Below are 26629 nucleotides of genomic sequence, written 5' to 3'. Positions count from 1 at the left end.
TTGTGATCGGTCGGGTTCTCCAGATAGGACGCTGACTAAAGCCAGGAAATGCCACATCCTTCCAGATTGGTTGTGAATAACAGTTAGAGCCAATCCAGCTAAGCTCGCGCAGCAACAAAAAACCCCGCGGCTTTCGCAACGGGGTTTTGGGTGTGACGGTTCAGCGCTTAGTGGTGTTCACGGGTCGCGCGGAATTTCACGTCTGGCCAGCGCTCTTCCATCAGCGCCAGATTGACCCGGGTCGGGGCCAGGTAGGTCAGGTGACCACCGCCGTCGACCGCGAGGTTTTCCACGGCCTTGACGCTGAACTCTTCAAGCTTCTTCTTATCGCTGCAATCGATCCAGCGCGCGGACCACACGGTGATCGGCTCGTAGGCGCACTCGACCTTGTATTCCTCTTTCAGGCGGCTGGCGACCACATCGAACTGCAGGACACCCACGGCGCCAAGGATGATGTCGTTGCTGCGCTCCGGGAAGAACACCTGGGTGGCGCCCTCTTCGGCCAGTTGCTGCAGGCCCTGGCGCAGTTGCTTGGATTTCAGCGGGTCCTTCAGGCGTACGCGGCGGAACAGTTCCGGGGCGAAGTGCGGGATACCGGTGAACCCCAGGGCTTCGCCTTCGGTGAAGGTGTCGCCGATCTGGATGGTGCCGTGGTTGTGCAGGCCGATGATGTCGCCGGCAAACGCTTCTTCCAGTTGCTCGCGCTCGGAGGAGAAGAAGGTCAGCGCATCGCCGATCCGCACGTCCTTGCCGGTGCGCACGTGGCGCATCTTCATGCCTTTTTCGTACTTGCCGGAGCAGATGCGCATGAAGGCAATTCGGTCGCGGTGCTTGGGGTCCATGTTCGCCTGGATCTTGAACACGAAGCCGGTGAATTTCTCTTCCACCGGTTCCACGGTCCGCTCGTTGGCAACCCGGGCCAGCGGTTTTGGCGCCCAGTTGACCACGGCGTCGAGCACGTGATCGACACCGAAGTTGCCCAGCGCAGTACCGAAAAACACCGGCGTCAGCTGGCCGTCCAGGAACTCCTGCTGGTTGAACTCGTGGCAGGCGCCCTGCACCAGTTCGAGCTGTTCGACGAAGCGGTCGTACTCGTCACCCAGGTGATCGCGAGCCTCATCGGAGTCGAGCTTCTCGATGATCTTGACTTCGGTCCGCTCGTGGCCGTGGCCCGCGGTGTAGACGATGATGTAGTCGTCGGCGAGGTGATACACGCCTTTGAAGTCGCGGTAGCAACCGATCGGCCAGGTGATCGGCGCAGCCTTGATTTTCAGGACCGCCTCGATTTCGTCGAGCAGTTCGATCGGGTCGCGGATGTCACGGTCGAGTTTGTTGATGAAGCTGACGATCGGCGTGTCACGCAGCCGGCAGACGTCCATCAGGGCGATGGTCCGTGGCTCTACACCCTTACCGCCGTCGAGGACCATCAAGGCCGAGTCGACTGCCGTCAGGGTACGGTAGGTATCTTCGGAGAAGTCTTCGTGGCCCGGGGTGTCGAGCAGGTTGATCATGTGATCGCGATACGGAAACTGCATGACCGACGTGGTAATCGAAATACCCCGCTGCTTTTCCATTTCCATCCAGTCGGAGGTGGCATGGCGGTCGGATTTGCGAGATTTCACCGTGCCGGCAACCGCAATCGCCTTGCCCATCAGCAAGAGCTTCTCGGTGATGGTGGTCTTACCCGCATCGGGGTGGGAAATAATGGCGAAAGTGCGGCGTTTCGCGACTTCGGCGGCCTGTTTGGTCATGGGAAATCGCCTGGCAGGTGATTCAAAAAAGGGCGGCGATTATAGCCCAAGTTGAACCCAGAACCGAACCGTTGAGCACATTAAGGGTGGCCAAATGCTGCCTAAGATGGGAACCTTTTAAAGCGTAGAGACGTCCACTCCCCTGTTACGACCTTTCGTCAGGGGCTGAAAATATCTGCAAGTCAGCCTGACGAGGCTGTGCTCATGGCTCGACCTCATGCCGTTTTGCCGGCATTGGCGAGCTGCTTTTCGCGAACACCTTCCCGGCAGCCAGGCATGGCGTTGCCACACGGGAAGTGTGCGCCGACTGAAATAAAGGAGTCCGCCTGTGGCTATTCGCTATGGCAAAGGGCTGATAGGGGGAGCGGTTGTCGTCGCCCTCCTGGCCCTGCTGATCCACTGGATCGGCATCAACACGATCGAACTGTACCGCGACGATTTGTTGTTTTACCTGCAAGCTCACCTGATCCTCGTCCTCGCTTCCATGCTGGCCGCCCTTGTCGTGGGCATCCCTGCCGGCATCCTGCTCAGCCGCCCGACCCTGGTCGGACGCGCCGAACGCTTCATGCAAATCTTCAACATCGGCAACACCGTCCCACCCCTGGCCGTACTGGCCATCGCCCTGGGGATCCTCGGGATCGGCAGCGGCCCTGCCATCTTCGCCCTCTTCCTCGCCTCCCTCCTGCCCATCGTGCGCAATACCTACGAGGGCCTGAAAAACGTCCAGGGTTCACTCAAGGAAGCCGCCGTCGGCATCGGCATGACCCCGCGCCAAGTGCTCTGGCGGGTCGAACTGCCGAACGCCGTGCCGATCATCATCGGTGGCGTGCGAGTAGCGCTGGCGATCAACGTCGGTACCGCGCCCCTGGCGTTCCTGATCGGCGCCAACAGTCTGGGCAGCCTGATTTTCCCCGGCATTGCCCTGAACAACCAGCCGCAACTGATCCTCGGCGCGGCGTGTACCGCCCTGCTGGCATTGCTGCTGGACGGTCTGGTGACACTGAGCAGCCGCCTCTGGCTGGAACGCGGGTTACCCCAGTCCTAACCCGGCTGAGCGAAGGAATCACGATGAAATTACCAAGCTTGTTACTGGGCTGCGTCCTGCTGTGCGCAGGATTTGCCCAGGCCGCCGAAAAACCCCTGATCCGCATCGGCGCCCGGGTCTTCACCGAGCAGACCCTGCTCGCCGAAATCACCGCCCAATACCTGCGCGCCAAAGGCTACAACGCCCAGGTCACCGGCGGCCTGGGCAGCAACCTGGCCCGCAGCGCCCAGGAAACCGGGCAACTGGACATGGTCTGGGAGTACACCGGGGTCTCCCTGGTGTCCTACAACCACGTCACGGAAAAGCTCGACAGCCAGCAGTCCCTGGCCCGGGTCACTGAACTGGATGCGAAGAAGGGCCTTACCTGGCTCTCGCCGTCGAAATTCAGCAACACCTACGCCCTGGCACTGCCCGAGAAAATCGCCGAGCAATTCCCCGAGGTCAACAGCATCAGCGAGCTGAACACGGCGCTGCGCAATCAGGCCGAGGACAACCCGCTGGTGGCCCTGGACACCGAGTTCGCCAACCGTTCCGACGGCCTGGCAGGCATGGTCGAGCGCTACGACATGGACCTGACCCGACGCAACATCCGCCAGATGGACGCGGGCCTGGTCTACACCGCACTGCGCAATGGCCAGGTGTTTGCCGGCCTGGTGTACACCACCGACGGGCGCCTGAGTGCGTTCAAACTCAAGTTGCTCAAAGACGACAAGCATTACTTCCCCGACTACACCGCCGCCCCCGTGGTGCGCCAGGTGTACCTCGACGCCCATCCGCAACTGGCTGGCCAACTCAAGCCGCTGGCCGATCTGTTCGATGACGAGACCATGCGCCAGCTCAATGCCCGGGTCGACGTCAATCATGAAAGCCCGTCGGCCGTGGCCGCAGACTTCCTGCGCCAGCACCCACAGCTTTCGAACAACTGAACCGGAGGAAAAGCCATGGATTTCCTGAACGCCTTTTCCCATCTGGACTGGCCACTTGTCCTGCACCTGACCTGGCAACACATCACCCTGGTCGGGATCGCCGTGACCCTGGCGATTGTCGTCGGCGTGCCCCTGGGCATTGTGATGACTCGCTTTCCGGCACTGGCCGGCCCGCTACAGGCCAGCGCCACCGTGCTGCTGACCGTGCCCTCGATTGCCCTGTTCGGCCTGCTGCTGCCGTTCTATTCGAAGTTCGGCCAGGGCCTGGGGCCGATGCCGGCGATTACCGCGGTGTTCCTGTACTCCCTGCTGCCGATCATGCGTAACACCTACCTGGCGCTGACCGGCGTCGAACCGGGTATTCGCGAAGCCGCCCGGGGCATTGGCATGACATTCGGCCAGCGCCTGCGCATGGTCGAACTGCCGATCGCGGTGCCGGTGATTCTCGCCGGTGTGCGCACCGCCGTGGTGATGAACATCGGGGTGATGACCATCGCCGCGACCATCGGCGCCGGCGGCCTGGGCGTACTCATTCTCGCCTCCATCAGCCGCAGCGACATGTCGATGCTGATTGTCGGCGCGGTCCTGGTCAGTGTGCTGGCCATCTTCGCCGACCTGCTCTTGCAATGGCTGCAACGCTCGCTGACTCCAAAAGGACTCCTGAAATGATCGAACTTCAAAACCTCAGCAAAACCTTCCGCAGCAACGGCAAAGACGTCAAAGCCGTGGACTCGGTAAGCCTGACCGTCAATGAAGGCGAAATCTGCGTGTTCCTCGGGCCATCGGGCTGCGGCAAAAGCACCACGCTGAAGATGATCAACCGCCTGATCAAACCGACCTCGGGCAAGATCCTGATCAACGGCGAAGACACCACCGACCTCGACGCAGTGACCCTGCGCCGCAACATCGGCTATGTGATCCAGCAGATCGGCCTGTTCCCCAACATGACCATCGAGGAGAACATCACCGTGGTCCCGCGCCTGCTCGGCTGGGACAAACAGAAGTGCCACGACCGCGCCCGCGAGTTGATGAGCATGATCAAGCTCGAACCCAAGCAGTACCTGCACCGCTATCCGCGTGAACTGTCCGGTGGCCAGCAGCAGCGCATCGGCGTGATCCGCGCGCTGGCCGCCGATGCCCCGTTGCTGCTGATGGACGAACCCTTCGGCGCAGTCGACCCGATCAACCGCGAGATGATCCAGAACGAATTCTTCGAGATGCAGCGGGCGCTGAACAAGACGGTGATCATGGTCAGCCATGACATCGACGAAGCGATCAAGCTGGGGGACAAGATCGCCATCTTCCGCGCCGGCAAGTTGTTGCAGATCGACCACCCGGACACCTTGCTCGCCCACCCGGCGGACGACTTTGTCAGCAACTTCGTGGGCCAGGACAGCACCCTCAAGCGCCTGCTGCTGGTCAAGGCCGAAGACGCCGCGGACAACGCCCCGTCCGTGAGCCCGGAGACCCCGGTGGCCGATGCGCTGGAGTTGATGGACGAACACGACCGCCGCTATGTGGTCGTCACCTGTGCCGAAAACAAGGCCCTGGGCTACGTACGTCGCCGCGACCTGCACCGCCAGGGCGGCTCATGTGGCCAGTATCTGCGCGAGTTCAACGCCACTGCAGCCTACGACGAACACCTGCGCATCCTGCTGTCGCGCATGTACGAGTTCAACCGCTCGTGGCTGCCGGTGCTGGATGCGGAGCGGGTGTTCCTCGGCGAAGTGACCCAGGAATCGATTGCCGAGTACCTGAGCTCCGGCAAGTCCCGTGGCGGCAAGACCAGCATTGTGTCGCCGGCCGAGACTGCGTTGGCCTGACAAAAAATAACTGTAGGAGCGAGCTTGCTCGCGATGCACTCGATGGCACCACAGGGTACCAGGCTCCACGCGTTATCGTTGACGTCCATCGCGAGCAAGCTCGCTCCTACAAGTATTCAAATCTCCCTCTTGGAGGAACATCACACTGTCATGCAGGTCGGTTACATCAGTAGCTGTCCGGGACCGCACGACGGAAGCGTGCAAAAACGCGACATTTTTTGTTGATCTCAAGCCCCTCACGCCCTAAAGTTCGCGCCGAACGTCCATGCTGGAAACGATCCATCCGGCTCAAGTACTGACGACGAGACAGCAAGGCCAAGGGACGCAGGTGATCCCATGGCCTTTTTGCTTTCGGCGACATGCCTTGGGAAGTAGGCGAACCAAAGTGGGGATACGGAGGACGTTCATTTGCACCCATTGTTAATTTCAGTTTGCCAGTAGGAGTTCCCAGCATGTCGATCAACGTCGAAGACTATTTCGCGCGCGCCACTTTTGACAAAATGAAGGCGTTCGCCGACAAACAAGAAACCCCGTTCGTGGTGATCGACACCGCGATGATCAGCCAGGCCTACGATGACCTGCGCGCCGGTTTCGAATTCGCCAAAGTCTATTACGCGGTCAAGGCCAACCCGGCCGTCGAGATCATCGACCTGCTCAAGTCCAAAGGTTCGAGCTTTGACATCGCGTCGATCTACGAGCTGGACAAGGTGATGGACCGTGGCGTCAGCGCCGACCGTATCAGCTACGGCAACACCATCAAGAAATCCAAGGACATCCGCTACTTCTACGAGAGGGGTGTGCGCCTGTTCTCCACCGACTCCGAAGCCGACCTGCGCAACATCGCCAAGGCGGCACCGGGTTCAAAAGTCTATGTGCGGATTCTCACCGAAGGCTCGACCACGGCTGACTGGCCTTTGTCGCGCAAGTTCGGCTGCCAGACCGACATGGCCATGGACCTGCTGATCCTGGCTCGTGACCTGGGCCTGGTGCCGTACGGTATTTCGTTCCACGTCGGTTCGCAGCAACGCGACATCAGCGTCTGGGACGCAGCGATCGCCAAGGTCAAAGTGATCTTCGAGCGCCTGAAAGAAGAAGACGGTATCGAGCTCAAGCTGATCAACATGGGCGGTGGCTTCCCGGCCAACTACATCACCCGCACCAACAGCCTGGAAACCTACGCCGAGGAAATCATCCGCTTCCTCAAGGAAGACTTCGGTGATGACTTGCCGGAAATCATCCTGGAGCCGGGCCGTTCGTTGATCGCCAACGCCGGCATCCTGGTCAGTGAAGTCGTACTGGTCGCGCGTAAATCCCGTACCGCAGTAGAGCGCTGGGTGTACACGGACGTGGGCAAGTTCTCCGGTCTGATCGAAACCATGGACGAAGCCATCAAGTTCCCGATCTGGACCGAGAAGAAAGGTGAGATGGAAGAAGTGGTGATCGCTGGCCCAACCTGCGACAGCGCCGACATCATGTACGAAAACTATAAGTACGGCCTGCCGCTGAACCTGGCCATCGGTGACCGCCTGTACTGGCTGTCCACCGGCGCGTACACCACCAGCTACAGCGCCGTCGAGTTCAATGGCTTCCCACCGTTGAAGTCGTTCTACGTGTAAGTATCTGCAGTGATGAAAAAGGTCCATATCAATGGACCTTTTTTTATTTCCTCAACCATAATTCAATGTGATTCAACATGCTCATGAGTTCTTCAGCATTCTCCTGAGCAGCAGCCAGCTTCACATTCAGTCTTCCCACGGTCGTCATGTCATCTGTTTGCGTGAGCTCGACTCGTGCGCTGTCAAAACGCAGGCTGAGCTCCTCAAAAAAACCTCCCATCCAGACACCCAGTAATTCCATCCGCCTGAAGAGAGCCATTACGTCGGCCTCATACTCCCTTGCCTTGATCAGAGGATCAGCGTTGGAATACTCGATATCCCAGAGAGGGGTCGTGTCATCTTCCCTGAACAGCTCTGGGGCCACGCTCGGTTGTGCATGACATTCACAGGTGCGATAACCCATTGCCCTGGTGAATATCGATTTCAGCCCAAAGGAATGCTCGCATACGTCTTGAACGATCTTCTCGACTGGAATCATGTCCCCCTTACCCGCAAAAAACAGGTTACCCAAACCGTAAACCAAGCCCTGGATGGTCCGAGGAGCAGAGGAGTTCCAGATTGGTGAGCGAGCCAGGCTGAAATTGCTGAGATCCACCCCGTGGATCGGCTCGCGTCGAGACGTCCGAGCAGTGAACGCTAAAACCTCTTCCCTGAATGTCACCAGTGCCCCTATATAAGCAGCGGCGCCATCCCTCAGGTCTGCAATGCACTTCCACAACCCTCGCAGATTTCGCTCATCCCAAGTGACATGATTCAGACGCGAGTCGTAGGGTAAACCTGTCCGCTGATGACCGCTTTTTGCTCGCCGAACAAAGAGCAGATTGACTTTGTCATGTGTCGAAACGACCGTAGAGAGGAAAAAGGTATAACGATCCAGTGTGCGACGCTGACCACTGACAAACGTGTAGACAGCCATATGCATACCCCCTTGAAGCGGAGGATGTCTGACCCACCCTCCGGCTGTGTATTTACAGCGTCAGTGACTTCAAATAGTTGATGTCCTGTTTAATCTCGGCAATCGCAACCTCGACCCGAGCCTCGACAGGTTCCGCCTCATTCTCGGTAAACTTGCGGGACAGGCTCTCAAAGTAAACGAGCAAAGCGGAGAATTCAGCCACATAGCCCGAGCGTTCCTCATCGACTTTATCCAGCGCTTGCAACAACTCGATTTGTCCATTAGCACGCTCAACATCACTGCTACATTTTCTCGCTTGATCCTTCAGGTCGGCCAATCTCACTTTGTGCCTGTTCAGCTCCGCGACCATATTTAGATAGGAGACGGTCGTCCCGATATTCTCGATTAAGTTTTTCAACGTATCGATGGCAAACATGACAACTTGAACTTGCGGGGGAGTCATTCCCAGCTCCATCACCTTATCCTTCGACACCTCCATTTGCTCGCCAAGTTTTTCGATGCCTGCCTTGGCGAGCAAGTCGATGCCATCAGACACCGCCTTAATCTTCGGTTCCAACTCATTCCGCTGCTTTTCCAAGACAGCCTTACGCTCTTCGGCATAATCGCGTTCAACGCGCACGTCCTTCGCCAACTGCGCCGAATCATCCCGACTGTAGGACACCAGCAGCTTTTTATTGAAGTTCTTCAGTTCGTCGAATGACCCAGTGAGCTGGCCAGATAATTTCTTCAACTCCTTTTGCATATCGGTACGAACCTCGTCCGCATCGATGGGCGATTCAACCTCCTTCTGCAACCCCTCCAACTTCTTTTGTGATTGTTTCAGATGAATAATCGTCGCATCACTGATCACCCGCAAGTTGACCGTAGCCTGGCTCGCAGCGAGCGCCAGCCCTTGGACTTTTTCAACTCTGCCCGGTTGATAATTCCAGCGCTCGAAAAGCATCTGCGCGGTAATATTGGCATCCTGGATTTGAGCGTTAGCGGCACGTAACTTAACAACATTGAATATTGAAATATCCGACTCAGCAAACGACCTGAACATTCTCATACCCTCTATACCCAGCAACTGGCCGGACTCATACTCTTTATCCGCCTCTGCAAATACACCAAGCAGTTGATCCGCACTGTTTTTTATTTGACTCCAAGGTTCGACGATACTCAACACTTGATTTTTAAATTGCCTTAGCGACAACGCATTATCGAGTAAATCAGCATCCTCTTTCGAAGCCTTGATATAAAGCGCCAGCGAATTCCATACCAACATAAGATTTTGCGTCGCAACTTCAGCCTCAATGGTCACGTCCCTGAGTTCCTGAAGATCAGTGCGTATTCGGTTCAATGAACTCAGCGTCTTGTTTTTACTGAGCATTTGCAGATTGTCGTGCTGCTGAGCTTCTTTCAAGGCATTTCGTTGCTTGCGAATTTCTTCGGCTTTGACGCCAGTGTAAATACCGAGAACCAGCCCCGCGATATTGAGACTCGCCGCCGCCATGATTGCGTCCTTGACCATCTTGTCATACTGCTGGCTGACCTGCTCAATCTCCTCCGAGCGCTCATCAATTTTCAGTTGAAGTTCCTTGATATCGCTTTGATAAGTATTCTCCGACACGGCTTTCAATCGCAGTTTGATATGCGGCAACACCTCTTCGCGCATCACGGATCCAAACTTGTCGATTTCATACCTCACCGACGTCGCCTTGGCATGGGCACTCTGTACTTTGCTTAGCATTTCATCAAGATAGCTTCTTAACTCATGTAGATCGCCCGCAGACAAATCGAGGGTAGGAAGCCCTGGATTCAGGAATTTCTGCTGGAGATACTTCTCCGGGGTATCGATACCGTGCTCTTCCAGGTAGCTCGATATTTTTTGGTCCTCGTAGATCTCGACGATTCCATTGCCAATCCGCAGGATGCTGCCGGCAAAGATCTTCAGATCAGTGCCCGTCATCATTATTTTTTCCCGCAGTGGCGACCAACTCCTGGCATGATCATAGGTTTTCCTGAACGTCACCTGGAAGTCACCGGCGGTCAACCCCGGACTGCCAGTATCCCCTTGGCCATAGTCCAGATACACAATGACATCGTCAATTTCCACGGGAAGCGACAAGCCAAGGACTTCATACTTTCGCAAACTGACTATTTGCTCTTTAGTCAGCTGAAATCCCGGTTCTCGATTGTATTCTTCGCCATCACCAACTGAAGCATCCACAAATAGCTTTGGCGCCAAGACTGCCGCATCAAGTATTTCATTATCCATCACTGAACTCCATTTCAGTGCCCCTACGGGCAGAATCAAATATTCTATTGTTGGCACCACTAATCCGCCATAAACCCAATAAAGATTTACACAGGGTGCCAACCAACATTAGTATCCAACCAACAAAACTTCCACTGGCCAAATGTTAAAAATAAACTCAACAATTGTTAGTTCAGCACACAAAACACAACACCCTAGGCAACACTTGTTTTTCGCGCACAGAAACACCACCCTCAAACTTAGTTTGGTGGCGCCGTCTTATACAATAAAAATCTTACCCCCAGAGATCAGGCGATAAATTTGAACACTTACAACTCGATTAGTTGAGCTAAGCGTATTTGATAGGCGTCCGCCATCTCGCGGATTTTTGGATGATCTGCGCCGAGTAACGATGCACTGCTGACCCGCAGGAAGTTCACATTGCCACCGACCAAGGCTTTCCTGAGCCACACAAGCGCTTCATCGACATGTCCGTCCTGCGCCAGCAACGTTGCATGGCTGAATTGCCCGCGAAAATCGCCACCTTCGGCTGACCGCCGATACCAGACGCGCGCCGCTGACGGATCGGCCGTGCAGGCCAGTCCTTCTTCCAGATAGCGCCCCAGCAGGTTCATTGATTTGGCGTGGCCGGCGTCAGCAGCGCGCCGATACAGGTTCAACGCCTGGACCTGATCCTCAGCCACTCCGCGCCCGGTTGCCAGCAAATTGGCATAGTTGTACAGCGCCCAGTCCAGGCCCGCATCGGCGGCGATTGCATAGTGCCGTGCGGCAACCGAAGCATCCGCCACACAACCCCAGCCATGCTCATGACAACGTCCGAGCATATTGCGCGCCATCAGGTGTCCGCCCCGGGCTGCGATTTCGAACCAACGCACGGCCAGTGCCTGATCCTTGGCGATGCCCCGCCCTTCCAGCAGGATCTGCCCCAGCAGCGCCTGGCCGTCGATGCTCCCGGCCTTGGCCGCCAGCACAATCGCCTGGGCCGCGCGGGCCGGGCTTTCGCCGAGCATGGCCCGCAGTTGCTCGCCGTTCAGGACTTCTTCACGGCGCAATCGAAAGTCCACGGCTCAGACCTCGACCCAGCGACGCAGCAGGTTGTGGTAGGTGCCGGTCAGGCGGATCAGCGACGGGTGATCTGGCATGTCCTGGGTCAGTTGCTGGATCGCTTCATCCATCTCGAACAGCAAGGCGCGCTGGCTGTCCTCGCGCACCAGGCTTTGGGTCCAGAAGAACGACGCGTACCGCGTGCCGCGCGTGACCGCATTGACCTTGTGCAGGCTGGTGCCCGGGTACAACACCAGATCGCCGGCCGGTAACTTCACGCGTTGGGTGCCGAAGGTGTCCTGGATTTCCAGCTCGCCACCGTCGTATTCGTCCGGGTCACTGAAGAACAGGGTCGACGACAGGTCGGTGCGCACGCGCTCGACGCTGCCCTTGGGCTGGCGCACGGCGTTGTCGATATGAAAGTCGAAACTGCCACCGGCGGTGTAGCAGTTGAGCAAGGGTGGGAAAACCTTGTGCGGCAACGCGGCGGACATGAAGCGTGGGTGCTTCCACAGTCGGTCGAGCATCGCTGCGCCGATTTCCTGGGCCAGCGGGTGGCCTTCTGGCAGTTGCAGGTTGTGCTTGGCCTTGGCCGATTGGAACCCGGCGGTGATCTTGCCATCGGCCCAATCAGCCTGCTGCAGCGCCTCGCGGATGCGCTGCACCTCTTCACGGGAGAACAAGCCGGGAATATGCAGCAGCATGGGGGCGACACCTGAAAGTCAAAGGATCGCAATGGTATTGATTCTTATTGACTATGTAAAACCGGCGTGACGAACGAGAACGTAAAAACCGTAAGGATAAATTGTAAAGAATGTAAATTAAATGCAAATGGCAATATTTCGCAATTGATACAAATACGTGTTTACCCTATATTCCGCGGCCTCAAATCCTTGGGGAGGGGAATTCACCATGTCACGCCAGCCACAACAATCACCGGTCAGCTCACCACGTTTGCTCGCTTCTGCAATTGGCGTGGCGATTACCGCCAGCTCCGCCGGCCACATGGTTTTCGCCGCCGAAAAGACTGACACGAAAACCTCCGGCAATGCGATCGCACTGGACGCTACCAGCGTGACCGGTGAACAAGATGACACCTCCTACAAGACCGACACTTCGGCCTCCAAGAAATACACGGCGCCCCTGCGCGAGACGCCAAAAAGCGTCACCGTGATTCCACAACAAGTGATTCGCGACACGGCTGCCACCAGCCTTGTGGACGCACTGCGCACCACGCCCGGTATCACTTTTGGCGCAGGCGAAGGCGGTAACCCCGCCGGTGACCGCCCGATCATTCGTGGCTTCAACGCCGAAAGCGACGTGTTCGTCGACGGCATGCGCGACCCGGCTTCCCAGAGCCGCGAAATTTTCAACGTTGAATCGATCGAGGTCAGCAAAGGGCCGGGGTCGGCCTTCACTGGCGCCGGCTCCACCGGTGGTAGCCTGAACCTGGTGAGCAAGACCGCCAAACTGGGTAACGCCTACAATGGTGGCTTCACGTGGGGGTCGGACCAGACCAAGCGCACCACCCTCGATCTGAACCAGCAAATGACAGACAGCTCGGCGTTTCGCCTGAACCTGATGAAGCATGAAGCGAACGTCGCCGGCCGCGATGCGGTGGACGTGAGCCGCTGGGGTGTAGCGCCATCCTTCGCCTTCGGCCTGGGCACTGATACACGGTTGACCGTCGGCTACTACCACGTTGAAACCGACGATATGCCCGACTACGGCATTCCGTTGGCCTCGAGCCCCAACCGCAGCAAGTACAACGTCGATAAACCGGTGCATGTCGATCGCGATAACTTCTACGGCCTCACCGGTCGTGACTATCGCCAGACCAGCAACGACAGCGGCACCATCAAGATCGAGCACGATCTGAATGACGACCTGACTGTGTCGAACAGTTTCCGCATGTCGCGCTCGACCCTGGACTACATCGTTACCAACCCTGACGACAGCAAGGGCAACGTGGTCAACGGCAGCGTGTACCGTGGCACCAAGAGCCGTAACTCGACGTCCAGTGGCTGGATCAACCAAACGGATCTGAACGCCAAGTTCAATACCGGCAGCATCGAGCACAGCCTGGTTACCGGCCTTGAGTTTTCCTATCAAGACACCCATAACCGCCCTTACGCGCTGACCTCGAGCGCCAGCGGTACTAAATGTAACCCTGCCCTGTTCAACTCTGGCGACTGCACCAGCCTGTACAAGCCAACGCCTGGGGATAACTGGATCGGCACGATCACCGACAGCGCCGCCTTTACCGATACAGACACCAAAACCGCAGCGGCCTATGTGTTCGATACGTTGAAATTCAACGAGCAATGGTCCCTGAACCTGGGCTTGCGTTACGACAACTACCAGACAGAATCCAGTGGCTACGCCAACGCTGGTCGCAACACACCCGCCGGCGCCTTCTCTCGCGAGAACACCAGCGACCTGTTGAACTACCAGATCGGCGTGGTCTACAACCCGCTGCCCAACGGTAGCATCTACGCCGCCTACTCCACGTCCAGCAACCCGGCTGGCGAAACCAGCGGCAATGGCGGCCTGGAACTGACTGCGGCCAACAGCGACCTGGATCCGGAAAAGAACCGCAACTATGAAATCGGCACCAAATGGGACTTCTTTGGTGACGACCTGTCGTTGACTGCCGCACTGTTCCGTACCGAGAAAACCAATGCGCGCATTGACGATCCGGATGGCGCCACCACTCAAGTGCTGGACGGCGAGCAGCGGGTCAACGGTCTGGAGCTGGGCTACAGCGGCAAGCTGACGCGTAACTGGAAAGTATTCGGCGGATACACCTACATGGAAAGCGAAGTGGTCAAAACCACCCTCGCCGCCGATGAAGGCAACCACATGCCGAGCACTCCACGTAACAACTTTACCCTGTGGTCGACTTATGACCTGGTGCCCGACAAGTTGACCGTCGGCGCGGGTGCCACCTTCGTTGATTCGCAGTTCGGCAACGTCGCCAACTCGGTAGAGATCCCGTCCTACTGGCGCTATGACGCGATGGCCAGCTATCGCCTGACGAAAAACATTGACCTGCAACTCAACGTCCAGAACCTGGCTGACAAGCGTTATTTCGACCAGGTCTTCCAGACGCACTACGCCCATGTGGCGGCGGGTCGCACCGCACTGCTGAACGCTAACTTCCACTTCTAAAGGAAGCGTGCAGCCCAAGGCCCCGTTCATCTCGATGAGCGGGGCTTTTGTGCGTAAAGAAACAGGCTTACCGATAACACACGGCATAATGCGCGCCGTGAAATACATTTGAACGAACAAGGCGGTCGACGTGTTGAAGAAAACCCTGTTCCAGCTGCACTGGTTCTTCGGTATCAGCGCGGGGCTGGTCCTGGCGCTGATGGGCTTTACCGGGGCCACCGTGTCGTTTCAGGACGAGATCCTGCGCGCACTCAACCCCCAGGTGCTGCAGGTGGAAAAACTTCCTGCCGGGGTGTTGCCACCCGCCGACCTGGTGGCCAGGGTCGAAACCAGCGAGGGCAAAAAAGTCTCGATGCTCTGGGTCGACATCGACAACGGTTATGCCGCGCGCCTGTTCTTCACCCCGCCGCCGGGCGAACGACGCGGGCAGATGCGCTACGTCAATCCCTACACCGGCGAGCTCATGGGCGAGGTGGTTGGCCAGGACTTTTTTGGCCTGATGCTGCAACTGCACCGTTTTCTGGCGATGGGTGATCTCGGTCGACAAATCACCGGTGCCTGTACCCTGATCCTGGTGTTCTTCTGTCTCTCCGGCCTGTACCTGCGCTGGCCACGCCAGTGGCGCAGCTGGCGCGCCTGGCTGACCCTGGACTGGCGCAAAAAAGGCCGGGCCTTCAACTGGGACCTGCACTCGGTGGCCGGCACCTGGTGCCTGCTGGCGTACCTGCTGGCCGCGCTGACCGGGCTGACCTGGTCCTACGAGTGGTATAGCAAGGGCGTGACCAAACTACTCTCCGACGGACCGCAAATGGAGCGTGTACGCCAGCCGCGCGGTGGGCCGCCCCCGACCGGTCCGGCGCTGGTGGTCGACTACAACGCAGTCTGGAGCAGCATCTACAGCGTTGCAGGCCCGGACCTGAGCGCGTACAACGTGCGCCTGCCGCCGGTGGCCGGCCAGCAGGCCACGGTCTACTACCTGTTGAAGACCTCGCCCCATGACCGCGCGCTGAACCAGATCAGCCTCGACCCGGCCACCGGGATCATCAAGCGTCATGACCGCTACAGCGACAAGAGCCTCAATGCGCAATTGCTCACCAGCATCTACGCGCTGCACGTGGGCAGTTACTTCGGGCTCGCCGGGCGCATCGTGCTGATGGTCACATCCCTGCTGATGCCGCTGTTTTTCATCACCGGCTGGTTGCTGTACCTCGATCGACGACGCAAGAAACGCCAGGTCCAGCAAGCTCGCAAAGACCTCGCGCCAGCCACCGGCGATGCCCCGGCCTGGCTGATCGGGTTTGCCAGCCAGAGCGGTTTTGCCGAGCAACTGGCCTGGCAGACCGCCAGCCAACTGCAGGCCGCCGGCTTGCCGGTCAAGGTCCAGCCGTTGGCCGACCTGAGCGAACAGGACCTGCGCGACTCAAGCAACGCGCTGTTTGTGGTCAGTACCTTTGGCGACGGGGAAGCACCGGACAGTGCCCGTGGTTTCGAGCGCAAGGTGCTGGGCCGGGCGGCGAGCCTGTCCAGCCTCAACTATGCGGTGCTGGGGTTGGGCGACCGGCAATACCAGCACTTCTGTGGCTTCGCCCGACGCTTGCATGGCTGGCTGGCCGAGCACGGTGGCACCACCCTGTTTGCCCCGGTGGAAGTCGACAGTGCCGACCCCTACGCCTTGAGTCATTGGCAGCAGCAACTCGGCCAACTGACCGGCCACACCCCGGTCACCACCTGGCAAGCCCCAAGCTACAACCATTGGACCTTGAGCAAACGTGAGCTGTTGAACCCGGACAGCAGCGGTGGCGAAGTGTATTTACTCGGCCTGACCGCCCCCGACACCAGCAGTTGGCTGGCCGGCGACCTGGTGGAAGTGCTGCCACGCAACTGCCCGTGGGCGGTCGAGCACTTCCTTGAGGGGCTGGCTATCCCGGGCGAGACGGCGGTACAGCTCGATGGTTTGCTCGAGACCCTCGAGCAGGCCTTGGCCAGCCGCCAGTTGCCGGACAATCGCACACACCTGGTCGGCTTGCATGCCCAGGCCCTGGTGGACGCCTTGGTACCCCTGGCGATGCGTGAATACTCGATTGCCTCGATTGCCGCCGACGGCGTGCTCGAGTTGATCGTGCGCCAGGAGCGTCGCCCCGACGGCAGCCTGGGTATCGGCTCTGGCTGGCTGACCGAACACGCGACCGTCGGTTCGGCGATCAGCCTGCGGGTGCGGCGCAACAGCGGCTTCCATCTGCCGGCCGCCCCGGCACCAATGATCCTGCTCGGCAACGGCACCGGCCTGGCCGGCCTGCGCAGTCTGCTCAAGGCCCGCATCGCCGACGGCCAGACCCGCAACTGGTTGCTGTTTGGCGAACGTAATCGCGCGCATGACTACCTATGCCGCGACGAGCTGGAAAGTTGCTTGATCGAGGGCGACCTGGAACGCCTGGACCTGGCGTTCTCACGGGACCAGGCCGAGAAAATCTACGTTCAGGATCGCCTGCGCGAACACGCCAGCGTGCTCAAGCAATGGCTGGCCGACGGCGCCGTGATCTACATCTGCGGCAGTCTGCAAGGGATGGCTTCAGGGGTGGACCAGGTGCTCAACGAGGTATTGGGCGCCGAGGTAGTGTTGCAGTTGATCGAGCAAGGGCGTTATCGCCGCGACGTTTACTGACCTTGGCCGGACGTCGCCTAAGGCGCGTCCGGCCCCCTAGAAATTCATTCTTCATCCGCACCATAAGAGGTGCGAGTACTCTCGAACTCCGACCACTCTCCAAGGTGTTCAGCCCTTACTCGAAGACCAACAAGCACCTCGGCGAGCAATTCACACGCCAGCAACAGCGCAGAGAACCTCGACACGGGTGTGATCGTCGAGAGTCGCTTTATCATCGTGCGAAAAAAATACTGAATCCGATACAGGAAGTCCCCAAGGTTCAATAACGCCGAGGACGTAGAAGCGTAGATTCGTACCAACCGGTCCAGCTCGACTTTCCTATTCAAGTCATCCTCAATGATGCTTTCCCACAACTCGGTAACGAAAGTCGTCCGCTCCCCACAGAAGAACCAGTTTTCACATATGCTCTGTGGCGCTTGTGTGGAAGGAGGATAAGGTTCAGACGCTTTCGTCCTAAAGACCGGGGCAAACAGCTTGTGGATATCCTGCCCAAGCGAACTGACTTTAGATGAGAACTCCTCCACAAATGACAAGGTATTGGCGTACTCTCTCAACACCTGATCTATGACGCCGGCGACCTGGTACTTTCGGCAAGTGCCATTGTCAGCTTCGGTAAAATTGAACGAGTCGCAAAACATCGTGTTCAACAGTAAGCGCCGGTCATTCGGAGCGTGAAGCAAGGCTCGACGACAGGCCGCATGCAACACTTCCCCCCTATTGACACATCCTATAATTTCTTCACTTAAAGTTTGCGTCTGACGCGTCAAATAATTAAACCGTTCCAGATTCGTTTTCGCTACATCACTGAGCTCTTTGGCGTACAGCGCCAACACCGGCACGAACTGCGGTCGATGGGTTACAACATCCCGATACCCTATCTGCAATAAAAACTTATAGTATTTTCTAACAGAAATGTAATCCTCGCCGCTAAATAAAAGCACATCCATGGCTGATACCCCAGTAAATGAACGCAAGAAAAAATCGCGTGCCATTAACCCTGGCACGCGACTTTTCGGGGTGTTTAGTTAACTGCAGTTACAGATAGGTTACCGGATCAAGAAACCTGACAAAGGTGCTCGCCTCTTGCATGAATCCAGCAACCTGATCCTGTAGGCCAATGGCCTTATAGTCCGCCAGGCTCACCAGGAATCGGCTGACTGCGGCAGCCGCAACCGCATACTCCTCGACATACAGTTTTCGCTGATCATCCATCGCATGAAAGGCTTTGATCAACTCCACTTTATCGTTGATGTTTCGCCCCTTTCGATTTTCAACGGCTATTTCTTGATAAATCTCCTCGACAGTCACCCGCAGCGTGTGACTTTCCTTAATCATCGATACAAACGAAATACTTTTGACCAGTCCTTCCAAATCCTGTTTCAGCTTCTCGACCGCGGCCATCACCAATTGCACCTGAGGCGGAGTTGCGCCTAGCTCCTTTACTTTATCCAGAGTGAGCTCCACAGACTTAAAGGCCTCTGAAAGCCCAATTTTATTGAGCTCATCCACCGCATCTGAAATAGTATTCAACTTCTTTTCAGGCTCAACCAACTTTCCGTTCAGACGCACAAGTACAGCTGCATGATCAACTAAATCCGTCTGGAGCGCGGCCATGAAGCCCGCGGTCATACCTTGATCAAACGGCACGCTGATCGCGACCCTGCGCTCAATCACTTTGTTTGACATGCGAGAGGCCGCTTCATGCGCTTGCGCCAATAACTCAACCTGCTCGCTGTGGATATCTTCAACCTCATCGGATCCATCGGCCAATTCTTGATTGAGCGCAGCCAACTGGGCGATTCGGGATTTAAGATCAAGTTTTGTCGTCAAGGCTGACTCTGCCAGATCACGTAAGCTGCCGCTGACCTCGCCCTGCACGCCCTCAAACACTTCACTCACTGTTGGTAAATAGTTGCTCTTGAGGAAATACATCCTGGCTTTGACAGCCTCATCGCGCAACTGCCCACTGCAATTACGCAGGACATCAATCCTCAACTCTGGATAGGTTTGAGTTTGCACCAGCGTTTTCATGCTCTTCGCTCCTTGAATACCATACCCAGCCTTGAACTCTTCGTCGGCCTCCTTGAACAGTTCCACCAGTGCATCAGCGTTCTGATGAATTTCGGCCCACGGTGCCGCCACCAATCTGAACTGGGTCATGAACTGCCTCAGTTTGACAGCGTCCTCCATTTTCGAGATCTCCTTGGCGGACTGACTCGTATAGTTATGAATCACGTTCCAGACATGAATCAGATTTTTTGTCGCCACGTCGGCCTCGACCGCAACGACAGTCAGATTCTGCATATCTGATCTGACCCGTTGAAGTGAACCCAGAGTTTTATTCATGCTGGAAAGCTGCTTGATTGCGTCATCCTGCTCTTCGCTCAGGTTATTGCGCTCGGCACGGGTATTTTCAGCTTCAACGCCGTAATAAATCGCAACACCCAACCCAATGAGAGAAAAGTTCGAGACTGCCGTCAACGATTGATTGACCAACGCCTTATATTGAGCGTTTAATTCATCGATACGGGTCGCACGCCGCTCAATTCCATTATTCAGAACTTCAATATCGGAAGCGTAGGTATTATTCGAGATAAAGGCGGTCAACAACTTTATGCGAGGCGTTATTTCTTCACGCAGTTCTACTGCAAAACTGTCCAGATCATTTTTTATGCTGAGGACATCATCCAGGTATTCCCGTATTTGGCTGGCAATCAAGTCCAGCACATCACCTAGATCAGTTACGATTTCGTTATCCAGTAACAACCCAGGAAATTCATGCTCTGCCTTAAGCTCCCACTCTCGCAATTGCTCATAGGTCGAGATATTGTGGGTTTCCAACCTGTTGACGGCCCGCACATCACTGTAGATTTCCTCTACCGTCCGACTGTAAACGGCCATGTTCAAACCAAACAGTCTCAAGTGAGTACCGGTCAGCATGATGCGTGCACGCAATGGTTGCCATCTGATGGCATGGTTGAATACTTTATTGAATGTTGCTAAAAAATCCGCAGCCCGAAATCCGTCCCCTCCGTCGTGCAGATCGCCGAAACTCAAATAACGGTAAACATCGCCACTGGTTTGCGGGAGTGCCAATCCGGCTGCTTCATACTTTCTAAGATCAATGATCTGTTTTTTGGTGAGCAACAATCCTGCCGGGCGAATAATCTCACTCGACGAGCCGCTCGACAAGGACAGCATGCCCTTGGGAACCGCCGCGGCAAAACTGGCAATTTCTTCCGTGGTTTTATCTTTTAACGAGGCTTCCCACAACTGCACGTCCATAACAACTCCTTTTGATATGAAAAACCAATCACTGGCTTAATTATGTCCATAAAGCGAAGTAACAACTCCACTTAGCAGACACCATATTCAAAAGATTAGACAGTCAACGCGACACTAAGCAAGCCAGAAAAAAAGCGCTTTGTATGCACATATTCCAGAAGCGCCAGCACAAACAAGATCTTAATATTCACACCAACTTAAACCGACATAAGTGGAATACAGTAGGCTGGACAACAACCTGGCTAGCTCAGGTCGAGTCGAGCCTACTGCTTGTCCTTATACGCTGGCCGGCTCCAGCACCAGTTCGGTCGCCTCTGGACGCTTGAGCAGCGCATACACCACTGCCGTCAACAGGCTACCCGCGACAATTGCCAGCAAGTACAACAGGGCATGGTTGATCGCGTTGGGGATCAGCATCACGAACAGCCCGCCGTGGGGCGCCATCAGTTTGCAGCCGAAGTACATCGACAGCGCACCGGTCAGGGCGCCCCCGGCGATGCTGGCCGGGATCACCCGCAGCGGGTCCTTGGCGGCGAACGGGATCGCCCCTTCGGAAATGAAACACAGCCCCAGCACCAAAGCCGCTTTACCTGCCTCGCGCTCAGCCTGGGCGAACTTGCGCCGGGCGATGAAGGTGGCGATACCCAAGCCGATTGGCGGCACCATGCCGGCGGCCATGGTGGCGGCCATCGGCGCATAACTCTGCGAGGCCAACAGCCCCACCGAGAACGCATAGGCCGCTTTGTTGATCGGCCCACCGAGGTCAACACACATCATCCCACCCAGTAGTACCCCCAGCAGGATCGCATTGGTGGTACCCATGCTATCGAGGAAGTGGGTGAGTCCGGTGAGCATCCCGGCCACCGGCTTGCCCACCACGTAGATCATCACCAACCCGGTGAACAGGCTCGCCAGCAGTGGAATGATCAGGATCGGTTTGAGCGCTTCCAGGCTTTGCGGCAAACGTGCATAACGATTGATCGCCTGCGCGGCGTACCCGGCGATAAAGCCGGCAATGATCCCGCCGATGAAACCGGCGCCCAGAGTGCTCGCCAGTAAGCCGCCGATCATCCCCGGCGCCAGGCCCGGACGGTCGGCAATCGAATAGGCGATGTAACCCGCCAGCAAAGGCACCATCAACTTGAACGCGGTTTCGCCGCCGATCTGCATCAAGGCCGCCGCCAGGCTGCCCTGCTCCTTGAACGCCTCGATGCCGAACACGAAGGACAAGGCGATCATCAGGCCACCCGCCACCACCATCGGCAGCATGAACGAGACGCCAGTCAGCAGGTGTTTGTAGACGCCGGTCTTCTGCGTCTTGACCGGGCTACCCGCCACGGCCGCTGCACTTTCCAGCTTGCCTTCGGCCAGCGCCTTGTTCAGGGTCGCCTCGGCTTGCTTGAGGGCGATGCTGGTGCCACAACGGTAGATTTTCTTACCGGCAAAACGCTCGGTTGGCACTTCAATATCTGCCGCCAGCAGCACCACGTCGGCCTCACTGATCGCCTGGGCGCTCAACGGATTGCGCGCTCCCACCGAGCCCTGGGTTTCCACTTGCAACTCGTAGCCCAGGCGCTTGGCCGCTTGCTGCAAGGCCTCGGCCGCCATGAACGTGTGGGCCACGCCCGTCGGGCAGGCCGTGACGGCCACCAGGCGCGGCGCTGACTGACTGGCGCTGACTGGCTCGACAATGGCGAGCGGCGCGCTGTAGACCTGAGCCTCCTCGGCGCCCCGACGCAGCACCCCATCGACATCCTGCAGGGCCTGGGACGGCGTGCTCTGGAACAGGCGCTTGCCGACGAACCGCGACAGGTCTACCGCCCCGGTGCTGACCAGCAACACCCATTCGGCATCATCGATGACGGCAGCCGACAGCTGACGCTCGGGGTGCGCCCCATCGTGCACTTCGACACTGGTGCTCCAGCCCTGGCGCTGCGCCGCAGCGTCCAGCAGCCGGGCGCACAGCACACTGGTGACCATGCCATTGGGGCAGGCAGTAACAATGGCTAACTTCATGACCAACCCTCTTATTGTTCTGTCAGGGGGCGAACACGCACCGCCTGTTCAAGCTGCGCCAACTGCGCCGTGTCGTGGATGCCAAAACCGATCTGGGTCACTGCCTGCGCGGCAATCGCGGTGGCGGTTCGCAGTGTCTGCTCCGGGGTGTCGGCACTGAGCAGGCCGTGCAACATGCCCGCCAGCAAGGAATCGCCGGCCCCCACCGTGCTGGCCACGCTGACCCTGGGCGGTGTGGCATGCAGCGCCGAGCCGACACTGAACCAGTTGACCCCATCGGCGCCGTGGGAAATCACCACGTGCTCAATACCTTGCGCGTGCAAGCGGCTCGCCGCCTCGGCCTGGGCCGCCAGCGACACCACCGCGCAATCGAGCACCTCAGCCAGCTCTTCGCTGTTGGGCTTGATCAACCATGGTCCGGCTGCCAGCCCTGCGCGCAGCGCTTCACCGCTGGTGTCCAGGGCGACTTTCAAGCCCTTGGCCTTGAGCCGGCGCAACAGTGCCTGCAACCACTGGGCGCTGACACCACGAGGCAGGCTGCCTGCGATCACCACCGCAGCATGCCCCGGGGCAATCTGCTCCAGCCGATCAAGCAACGCTTGCTGCGCCACCGCACTGATCACCGGGCCTGGACCATTGAGGTCGGTGATGCGTCCGTCGTCTTCGGCCACCTTGATATTGCTGCGGGTTTCCCCTGGAACGCGGACAAAGGCGTCGACAAAACCACGACGGGCGAACAACGCCTCGAACGCCTGCAGATTGTCCTCGCCCAGAAAGCCGCTGACGGTCACTTGGTGCCCCAGGTCGGCCAGCACCTGCGCCACGTTCACGCCTTTACCAGCAGCGTGAGTGTGCATGACGGTGCTGCGATTGACCTGACCGGGCGCCAGCAGCGGCAACTGCACCGTGAGGTCCAGGGCCGGATTGAGGGTCAGGGTTAAGATGCGGGCCATTACAGCGTCTCCACTAATTCGCGCACTTGCTGTGCGCTGCCCACGGCCAATGCCTGTTGGGCCAATTGTTGTACCTGCGCCAGGCTCAGTTCACGCACCCGCGCCTTGACCTCGGCGATGCTGCGCGCGCCGACGCTCAATTCGTCCACCCCCAGGCCGACCAGCACCGGTACCGCCAGGGGATCCGCCGCCAGCTCGCCGCACACCCCCACCCATTTGCCATGGGCATGGGCGGCACGCACGGTGATGTCGATCAGTTGCAGGACCGCCGGGTGCAGGCCATCAGCCTGAGCCGACAAGGTCGGGTGACCGCGGTCGATGGCCAGGGTGTATTGGGTCAGGTCGTTGGTGCCGATGCTGAAGAAGTCGACTTCGCGGGCCAGGACCGGCGCCAGCAACGCAGCCGACGGCACCTCGATCATGATCCCCAGTTGCAGGTCGGCTACCGGGATTTCCAGGCGCAGGCGCTCCGTCATGTCCCGCGCCTGCCGCCACTCGTCGACGCTGCCGACCATGGGGAACATGATCCGCAGCGGGCGGTTGTCGGCGGCGCGCAACAAGGCGCGCAACTGCCCCTCCATGATTTGCGGACGCTGCAGAGTCAGGCGAATGCCGCGCACGCCGAGGAAGGGGTTTTCTTCCTTGGCGATCGGCCAGTAAGGCAGCGGCTTGTCACCGCCGACATCGAGGGTTCGTACCACCAGCGGACGTGCGCCCAAACCATCGAGCACCCGCCGGTATTCGGCTTCCTGGGTGGCTTCATCAGGGGCTTGCGGGTGGGCCATGAAAATCAGTTCGGTGCGCAGCAAGCCGATACCTTCGGCGCCCTGCTCCACCGCACTGGCCACTCCGGAGCTTTCGCCAATGTTGGCGAACACTTCCACGGCATGCCCGTCGCGGGTCAGTGCCGGTTGATGGCGTTGTTCGGCGGCAGCCTTGAGGCGTTGCTCGCGGGTATCGCGCTCCTGGCTGGCGCGCTGCAAGGTTGCGGCATCGGCGTCGACATGCAATCGCCCACGCTGGCCATCGAGCAGCAACGGTGTGCCCGGGGCCAGCAGCAACACCGCCGCGCCGGCACCGACCAGCGCCGGGATTCCCAGTGCACGGGCGACAATGGCGCTGTGGGCGGTGGCGCCACCACGGGCGGTGAGAATGCCGGCCACGCGGGCAGGGTCCAGGCGGGCCACATCCGAGGGACCGACTTCATCCATTACCAGGATGTAGGGTTGCTCTGGCTCGCTTGGGGTCGGGATGCCACACAGTTGCGCCAGCACCCGGCGCCCGATGTCGCGCAAGTCCGCGGCCCGCTCGGCGAGCAAGGCATCCTGCAACGACTCCTGCTGCCGGGCCGCAGCCTCGATCACGGCCATCCAGGCCGCTTCGGCGCTTTCGCCCTGCTTCAGACGCGTATCGACTTCGTCCGTCAGCTCCGGGTCGTCGAGCATTTCCTGATGGGTAATGAAAATCTCGCGAATGGCCTTGGCCTTGCTGCGCTGGATCAGGCCTTCGATGTCGCGGCGCACCTCGGCCAGGGCGGCGTGCAGACGCTCGCGCTCTGTCGCCGTGGACTCGCCGCGCAACGGGTATTCGATGGTTTGCTGGACCTGGATATGGGCAGGACCGATGGCGATTCCGGGGGCGGCGGCGATCGCCTGGATCAGGCTGCCGGAAGCCGGTGCGACCAGCACCGTGGTGATATCGGCGATGACTGGCGGCTGTGCGCTGATGGCGGGCAAAGGTTCAACCTCTTCACCCAGGCCCTCTTCGATCGCCGCCAACAAGGCCGGCAGCGCGTCGCTGGCAATGCTCGGCTCGGCGATCAGTTCCAGCACCTGGCCACGACGGGCACCCAGGCTCAGCAACTTGCTCAGGCTTTTCACCGAGACGGCACTGTCCTGGCCATCGACGATGCGCACGCGAATCTCACCCTCAAAACTTTTCGCCAACTGCGCCAGGATCTTCGCCGGGCGGGCATGCAGGCCGTGGGCGTTGGCCAGGGCGATCCGGGCGCTCGGCCAATCGGCCGGCAGCTCGCCGCCCAGCACTTCCAGCACCGCGCGCCGGCTGGTAGCGCGGCCCAACTCGTGGCCACGACCTTCAATCAGCAACGCGCACAAGCGTTCCAGCAAGGCCTGGTGGGCCTCGCCGAGGCTGGCCAGGCAAAACAGCCCGCTCAGCGGTTGGCCCAGGTAACGAATCGGCTTGTCCGGGGTGACAAACGCCAGGCCCGGACGCTTGACCGTTTGCTCACTGTGCAACCACCACAGCCCGTCGCCCAGCGGCAACGCCTCGACCTGTTGCAAGACCGCCGAGAAGCCGTTGCTCACGCAGTCGGCCTGGCGCAACAAGCGCGCGCCGCGCCATACCAGTTCTTCAAAGTCGTCGGCGGACACGCCCAGGCCGATCATCTGCGCATCCAGCGCCAGTTCCTGCGGCGCCCCCTGCAGCAGTTTGAGCAACGCTTCGGCGCTACTGGCGCGGCGCAGGGCCTGGCCCAGGTCGGTTTCGCCGAGGGCGCGGGTGAGCAATTGCAGCAGGCGCAGGTGCTCATCGGACTTGGCCGCAATACCGATCGCCAGGTACACGATCTGCCCATCGCCCCAGTCCACGCCTTCAGGGAACTGCAACAGGCGCACGCCGGTGGTGTGCACCAGCTCGCGGGTATCCGGGGTGCCGTGGGGGATGGCAATACCTTGACCGAGAAAGGTCGAGCCCTGGGCTTCTCGCGCCTGCAACCCGCTGAGGTAACCCTCGGCTACCAGGCCATCGGCGACCAGTTTGTCGGCCAGCAGGTGCAATGCAGCGGCTTTATCCACAGCGCTCTGGGCCATGGATATCTGCTCTATGGTGAGCTCGAGCATCGGTTCTCCTTTTTGGCGCCTTGGGGCACCAGGTATTGTTTTGAATGAATCAGCTTAGGCTTTTATCCGTGCACTTTTTCAGGGCATTGTTTGGCAGTTACGCGGCAGACCGGACAAAAGAGTCAATAGTGCAGAAAATACGCCTGCTGAAACGTTTAATCTAGATTAGATGGCACGTTACTCGATAATCTCTCAGGCTTGAAGTCCAACCGGTCGGTTGCGTGCGACATTGGTCGGCTGCCTTATTCAGGTAGGATTGGCGAAAATGTCGGGGCACGCTCGAAAAAACAAGGAACTCCCGAG

The 26629-nt window shown here is 58.5% G+C and carries 17 protein-coding genes; 7 read left to right on the top strand and 10 right to left on the bottom strand.

Going from position 1 to position 26629, the window contains the following annotated elements:
* Positions 1 to 167: 167 nt before the first annotated feature.
* Positions 168 to 1751: a peptide chain release factor 3 gene (locus PspS04_RS03895; RefSeq protein WP_095169434.1), complete on the bottom strand. Its 1584-nt coding sequence runs from the start codon at positions 1749 to 1751 to the stop codon at positions 168 to 170.
* Between the two features lie 328 nt (positions 1752 to 2079).
* On the opposite strand from PspS04_RS03895, the gene PspS04_RS03890 reads away from it, so the two are divergent.
* The 5 genes from PspS04_RS03890 (at position 2080) to PspS04_RS03870 (ending at position 7161) form a co-directional block, all read left to right on the top strand.
* On the top strand, positions 2080 to 2796 hold the full coding sequence (locus PspS04_RS03890; protein WP_095169435.1) for an ABC transporter permease: 717 nt from the start codon (positions 2080 to 2082) through the stop codon (positions 2794 to 2796).
* Positions 2797 to 2819: 23 nt separating this feature from the next.
* The gene (locus PspS04_RS03885) at positions 2820 to 3722 is read left to right on the top strand and encodes a glycine betaine ABC transporter substrate-binding protein (RefSeq protein ID WP_095169436.1); all 903 of its coding nucleotides are present in this window, start codon (positions 2820 to 2822) and stop codon (positions 3720 to 3722) included.
* A 15-nt stretch (positions 3723 to 3737) separates the two neighbouring features.
* Positions 3738 to 4391, top strand: coding sequence for an ABC transporter permease (locus PspS04_RS03880; RefSeq protein WP_095169437.1), 654 nt, complete (start codon positions 3738 to 3740; stop codon positions 4389 to 4391).
* On the top strand, positions 4388 to 5545 hold the full coding sequence (locus PspS04_RS03875; RefSeq protein WP_095169438.1) for an osmoprotectant ABC transporter ATP-binding protein OsmV: 1158 nt from the start codon (positions 4388 to 4390) through the stop codon (positions 5543 to 5545). Before PspS04_RS03880 ends, PspS04_RS03875 begins: the two co-directional genes overlap by 4 nt.
* A 452-nt stretch (positions 5546 to 5997) precedes the next feature.
* Complete coding sequence (locus PspS04_RS03870) at positions 5998 to 7161, top strand: type III PLP-dependent enzyme (RefSeq protein WP_159993734.1); 1164 nt, start codon at positions 5998 to 6000, stop codon at positions 7159 to 7161.
* Positions 7162 to 7204: 43 nt separating this feature from the next.
* Here the strand turns inward: PspS04_RS03870 and PspS04_RS03865 are convergent, their stop codons facing one another.
* The 4 genes from PspS04_RS03865 to PspS04_RS03850 all read right to left on the bottom strand — a co-directional run bounded on the left by PspS04_RS03865 (position 7205) and on the right by PspS04_RS03850 (position 12082).
* Entirely contained in the window at positions 7205 to 8077 is an 873-nt protein-coding gene (locus tag PspS04_RS03865; protein WP_159993732.1) for a hypothetical protein, read from the bottom strand.
* Between the two features lie 52 nt (positions 8078 to 8129).
* The gene (locus PspS04_RS03860; protein ID WP_159993730.1) at positions 8130 to 10334 is read right to left on the bottom strand and encodes an alpha-xenorhabdolysin family binary toxin subunit A; all 2205 of its coding nucleotides are present in this window, start codon (positions 10332 to 10334) and stop codon (positions 8130 to 8132) included.
* Positions 10335 to 10642: 308 nt separating this feature from the next.
* Entirely contained in the window at positions 10643 to 11398 is a 756-nt protein-coding gene (locus PspS04_RS03855; protein WP_159993728.1) for a tetratricopeptide repeat protein, read from the bottom strand.
* A gap of 3 nt (positions 11399 to 11401) precedes the next feature.
* Entirely contained in the window at positions 11402 to 12082 is a 681-nt protein-coding gene (locus PspS04_RS03850) for a Fe2+-dependent dioxygenase (RefSeq protein WP_095169443.1), read from the bottom strand.
* 208 nt (positions 12083 to 12290) lie between these two features.
* Between PspS04_RS03850 and PspS04_RS03845 the strand changes: the two genes are divergently transcribed.
* Both PspS04_RS03845 and PspS04_RS03840 read left to right on the top strand, forming a co-directional pair.
* The gene (locus PspS04_RS03845) at positions 12291 to 14549 is read left to right on the top strand and encodes a TonB-dependent receptor (RefSeq protein ID WP_159993726.1); all 2259 of its coding nucleotides are present in this window, start codon (positions 12291 to 12293) and stop codon (positions 14547 to 14549) included.
* Between the two features lie 130 nt (positions 14550 to 14679).
* Complete coding sequence (locus PspS04_RS03840) at positions 14680 to 17211, top strand: PepSY domain-containing protein (protein ID WP_159993724.1); 2532 nt, start codon at positions 14680 to 14682, stop codon at positions 17209 to 17211.
* Between the two features lie 44 nt (positions 17212 to 17255).
* Here the strand turns inward: PspS04_RS03840 and PspS04_RS03835 are convergent, their stop codons facing one another.
* The 5 genes from PspS04_RS03835 to ptsP form a co-directional block, all read right to left on the bottom strand.
* Positions 17256 to 18158 (bottom strand): hypothetical protein, encoded by a 903-nt coding sequence (locus PspS04_RS03835; protein ID WP_159993722.1) that lies wholly within the window; start codon positions 18156 to 18158, stop codon positions 17256 to 17258.
* Positions 18159 to 18246: 88 nt separating this feature from the next.
* Positions 18247 to 20496 (bottom strand): alpha-xenorhabdolysin family binary toxin subunit A, encoded by a 2250-nt coding sequence (locus PspS04_RS03830; RefSeq protein WP_159993720.1) that lies wholly within the window; start codon positions 20494 to 20496, stop codon positions 18247 to 18249.
* 276 nt (positions 20497 to 20772) lie between these two features.
* On the bottom strand, positions 20773 to 22512 hold the full coding sequence (locus tag PspS04_RS03825; RefSeq protein WP_159993718.1) for a PTS fructose-like transporter subunit IIB: 1740 nt from the start codon (positions 22510 to 22512) through the stop codon (positions 20773 to 20775).
* 11 nt (positions 22513 to 22523) lie between these two features.
* Entirely contained in the window at positions 22524 to 23465 is a 942-nt protein-coding gene (gene pfkB, locus PspS04_RS03820) for a 1-phosphofructokinase (protein ID WP_159993716.1), read from the bottom strand.
* Entirely contained in the window at positions 23465 to 26326 is a 2862-nt protein-coding gene (gene ptsP / locus PspS04_RS03815; RefSeq protein ID WP_159993714.1) for a phosphoenolpyruvate--protein phosphotransferase, read from the bottom strand. The genes pfkB and ptsP overlap by 1 nt, the downstream gene beginning before the upstream one ends.
* Positions 26327 to 26629: the final 303 nt, after the last annotated feature.

Source organism: Pseudomonas sp. S04 (assembly GCF_009834545.1).
Classification (GTDB): Bacteria; Pseudomonadota; Gammaproteobacteria; order Pseudomonadales; family Pseudomonadaceae; genus Aquipseudomonas.
The sequence above is the reverse complement of the archived record's forward strand: the minus strand, read 5'-3'. Positions and strand labels throughout refer to the sequence as shown.

Coding starts and splice junctions, on each gene's coding strand:
- PspS04_RS03875 (WP_095169438.1), top strand. CDS start 4,388: ATGATCGAACTTCAAAACCTCAGCAAAACCTTCCGCAGCAACGGCAAA.
- PspS04_RS03850 (WP_095169443.1), bottom strand. CDS start 12,082: ATGCTGCTGCATATTCCCGGCTTGTTCTCCCGTGAAGAGGTGCAGCGC.
- ptsP (WP_159993714.1), bottom strand. CDS start 26,326: ATGCTCGAGCTCACCATAGAGCAGATATCCATGGCCCAGAGCGCTGTG.
- pfkB (WP_159993716.1), bottom strand. CDS start 23,465: ATGGCCCGCATCTTAACCCTGACCCTCAATCCGGCCCTGGACCTCACG.
- PspS04_RS03885 (WP_095169436.1), top strand. CDS start 2,820: ATGAAATTACCAAGCTTGTTACTGGGCTGCGTCCTGCTGTGCGCAGGA.
- PspS04_RS03830 (WP_159993720.1), bottom strand. CDS start 20,496: ATGGACGTGCAGTTGTGGGAAGCCTCGTTAAAAGATAAAACCACGGAA.
- PspS04_RS03870 (WP_159993734.1), top strand. CDS start 5,998: ATGTCGATCAACGTCGAAGACTATTTCGCGCGCGCCACTTTTGACAAA.
- PspS04_RS03860 (WP_159993730.1), bottom strand. CDS start 10,334: ATGGATAATGAAATACTTGATGCGGCAGTCTTGGCGCCAAAGCTATTT.
- PspS04_RS03825 (WP_159993718.1), bottom strand. CDS start 22,512: ATGAAGTTAGCCATTGTTACTGCCTGCCCCAATGGCATGGTCACCAGT.
- PspS04_RS03895 (WP_095169434.1), bottom strand. CDS start 1,751: ATGACCAAACAGGCCGCCGAAGTCGCGAAACGCCGCACTTTCGCCATT.
- PspS04_RS03880 (WP_095169437.1), top strand. CDS start 3,738: ATGGATTTCCTGAACGCCTTTTCCCATCTGGACTGGCCACTTGTCCTG.
- PspS04_RS03835 (WP_159993722.1), bottom strand. CDS start 18,158: ATGGATGTGCTTTTATTTAGCGGCGAGGATTACATTTCTGTTAGAAAA.
- PspS04_RS03845 (WP_159993726.1), top strand. CDS start 12,291: ATGTCACGCCAGCCACAACAATCACCGGTCAGCTCACCACGTTTGCTC.
- PspS04_RS03865 (WP_159993732.1), bottom strand. CDS start 8,077: ATGGCTGTCTACACGTTTGTCAGTGGTCAGCGTCGCACACTGGATCGT.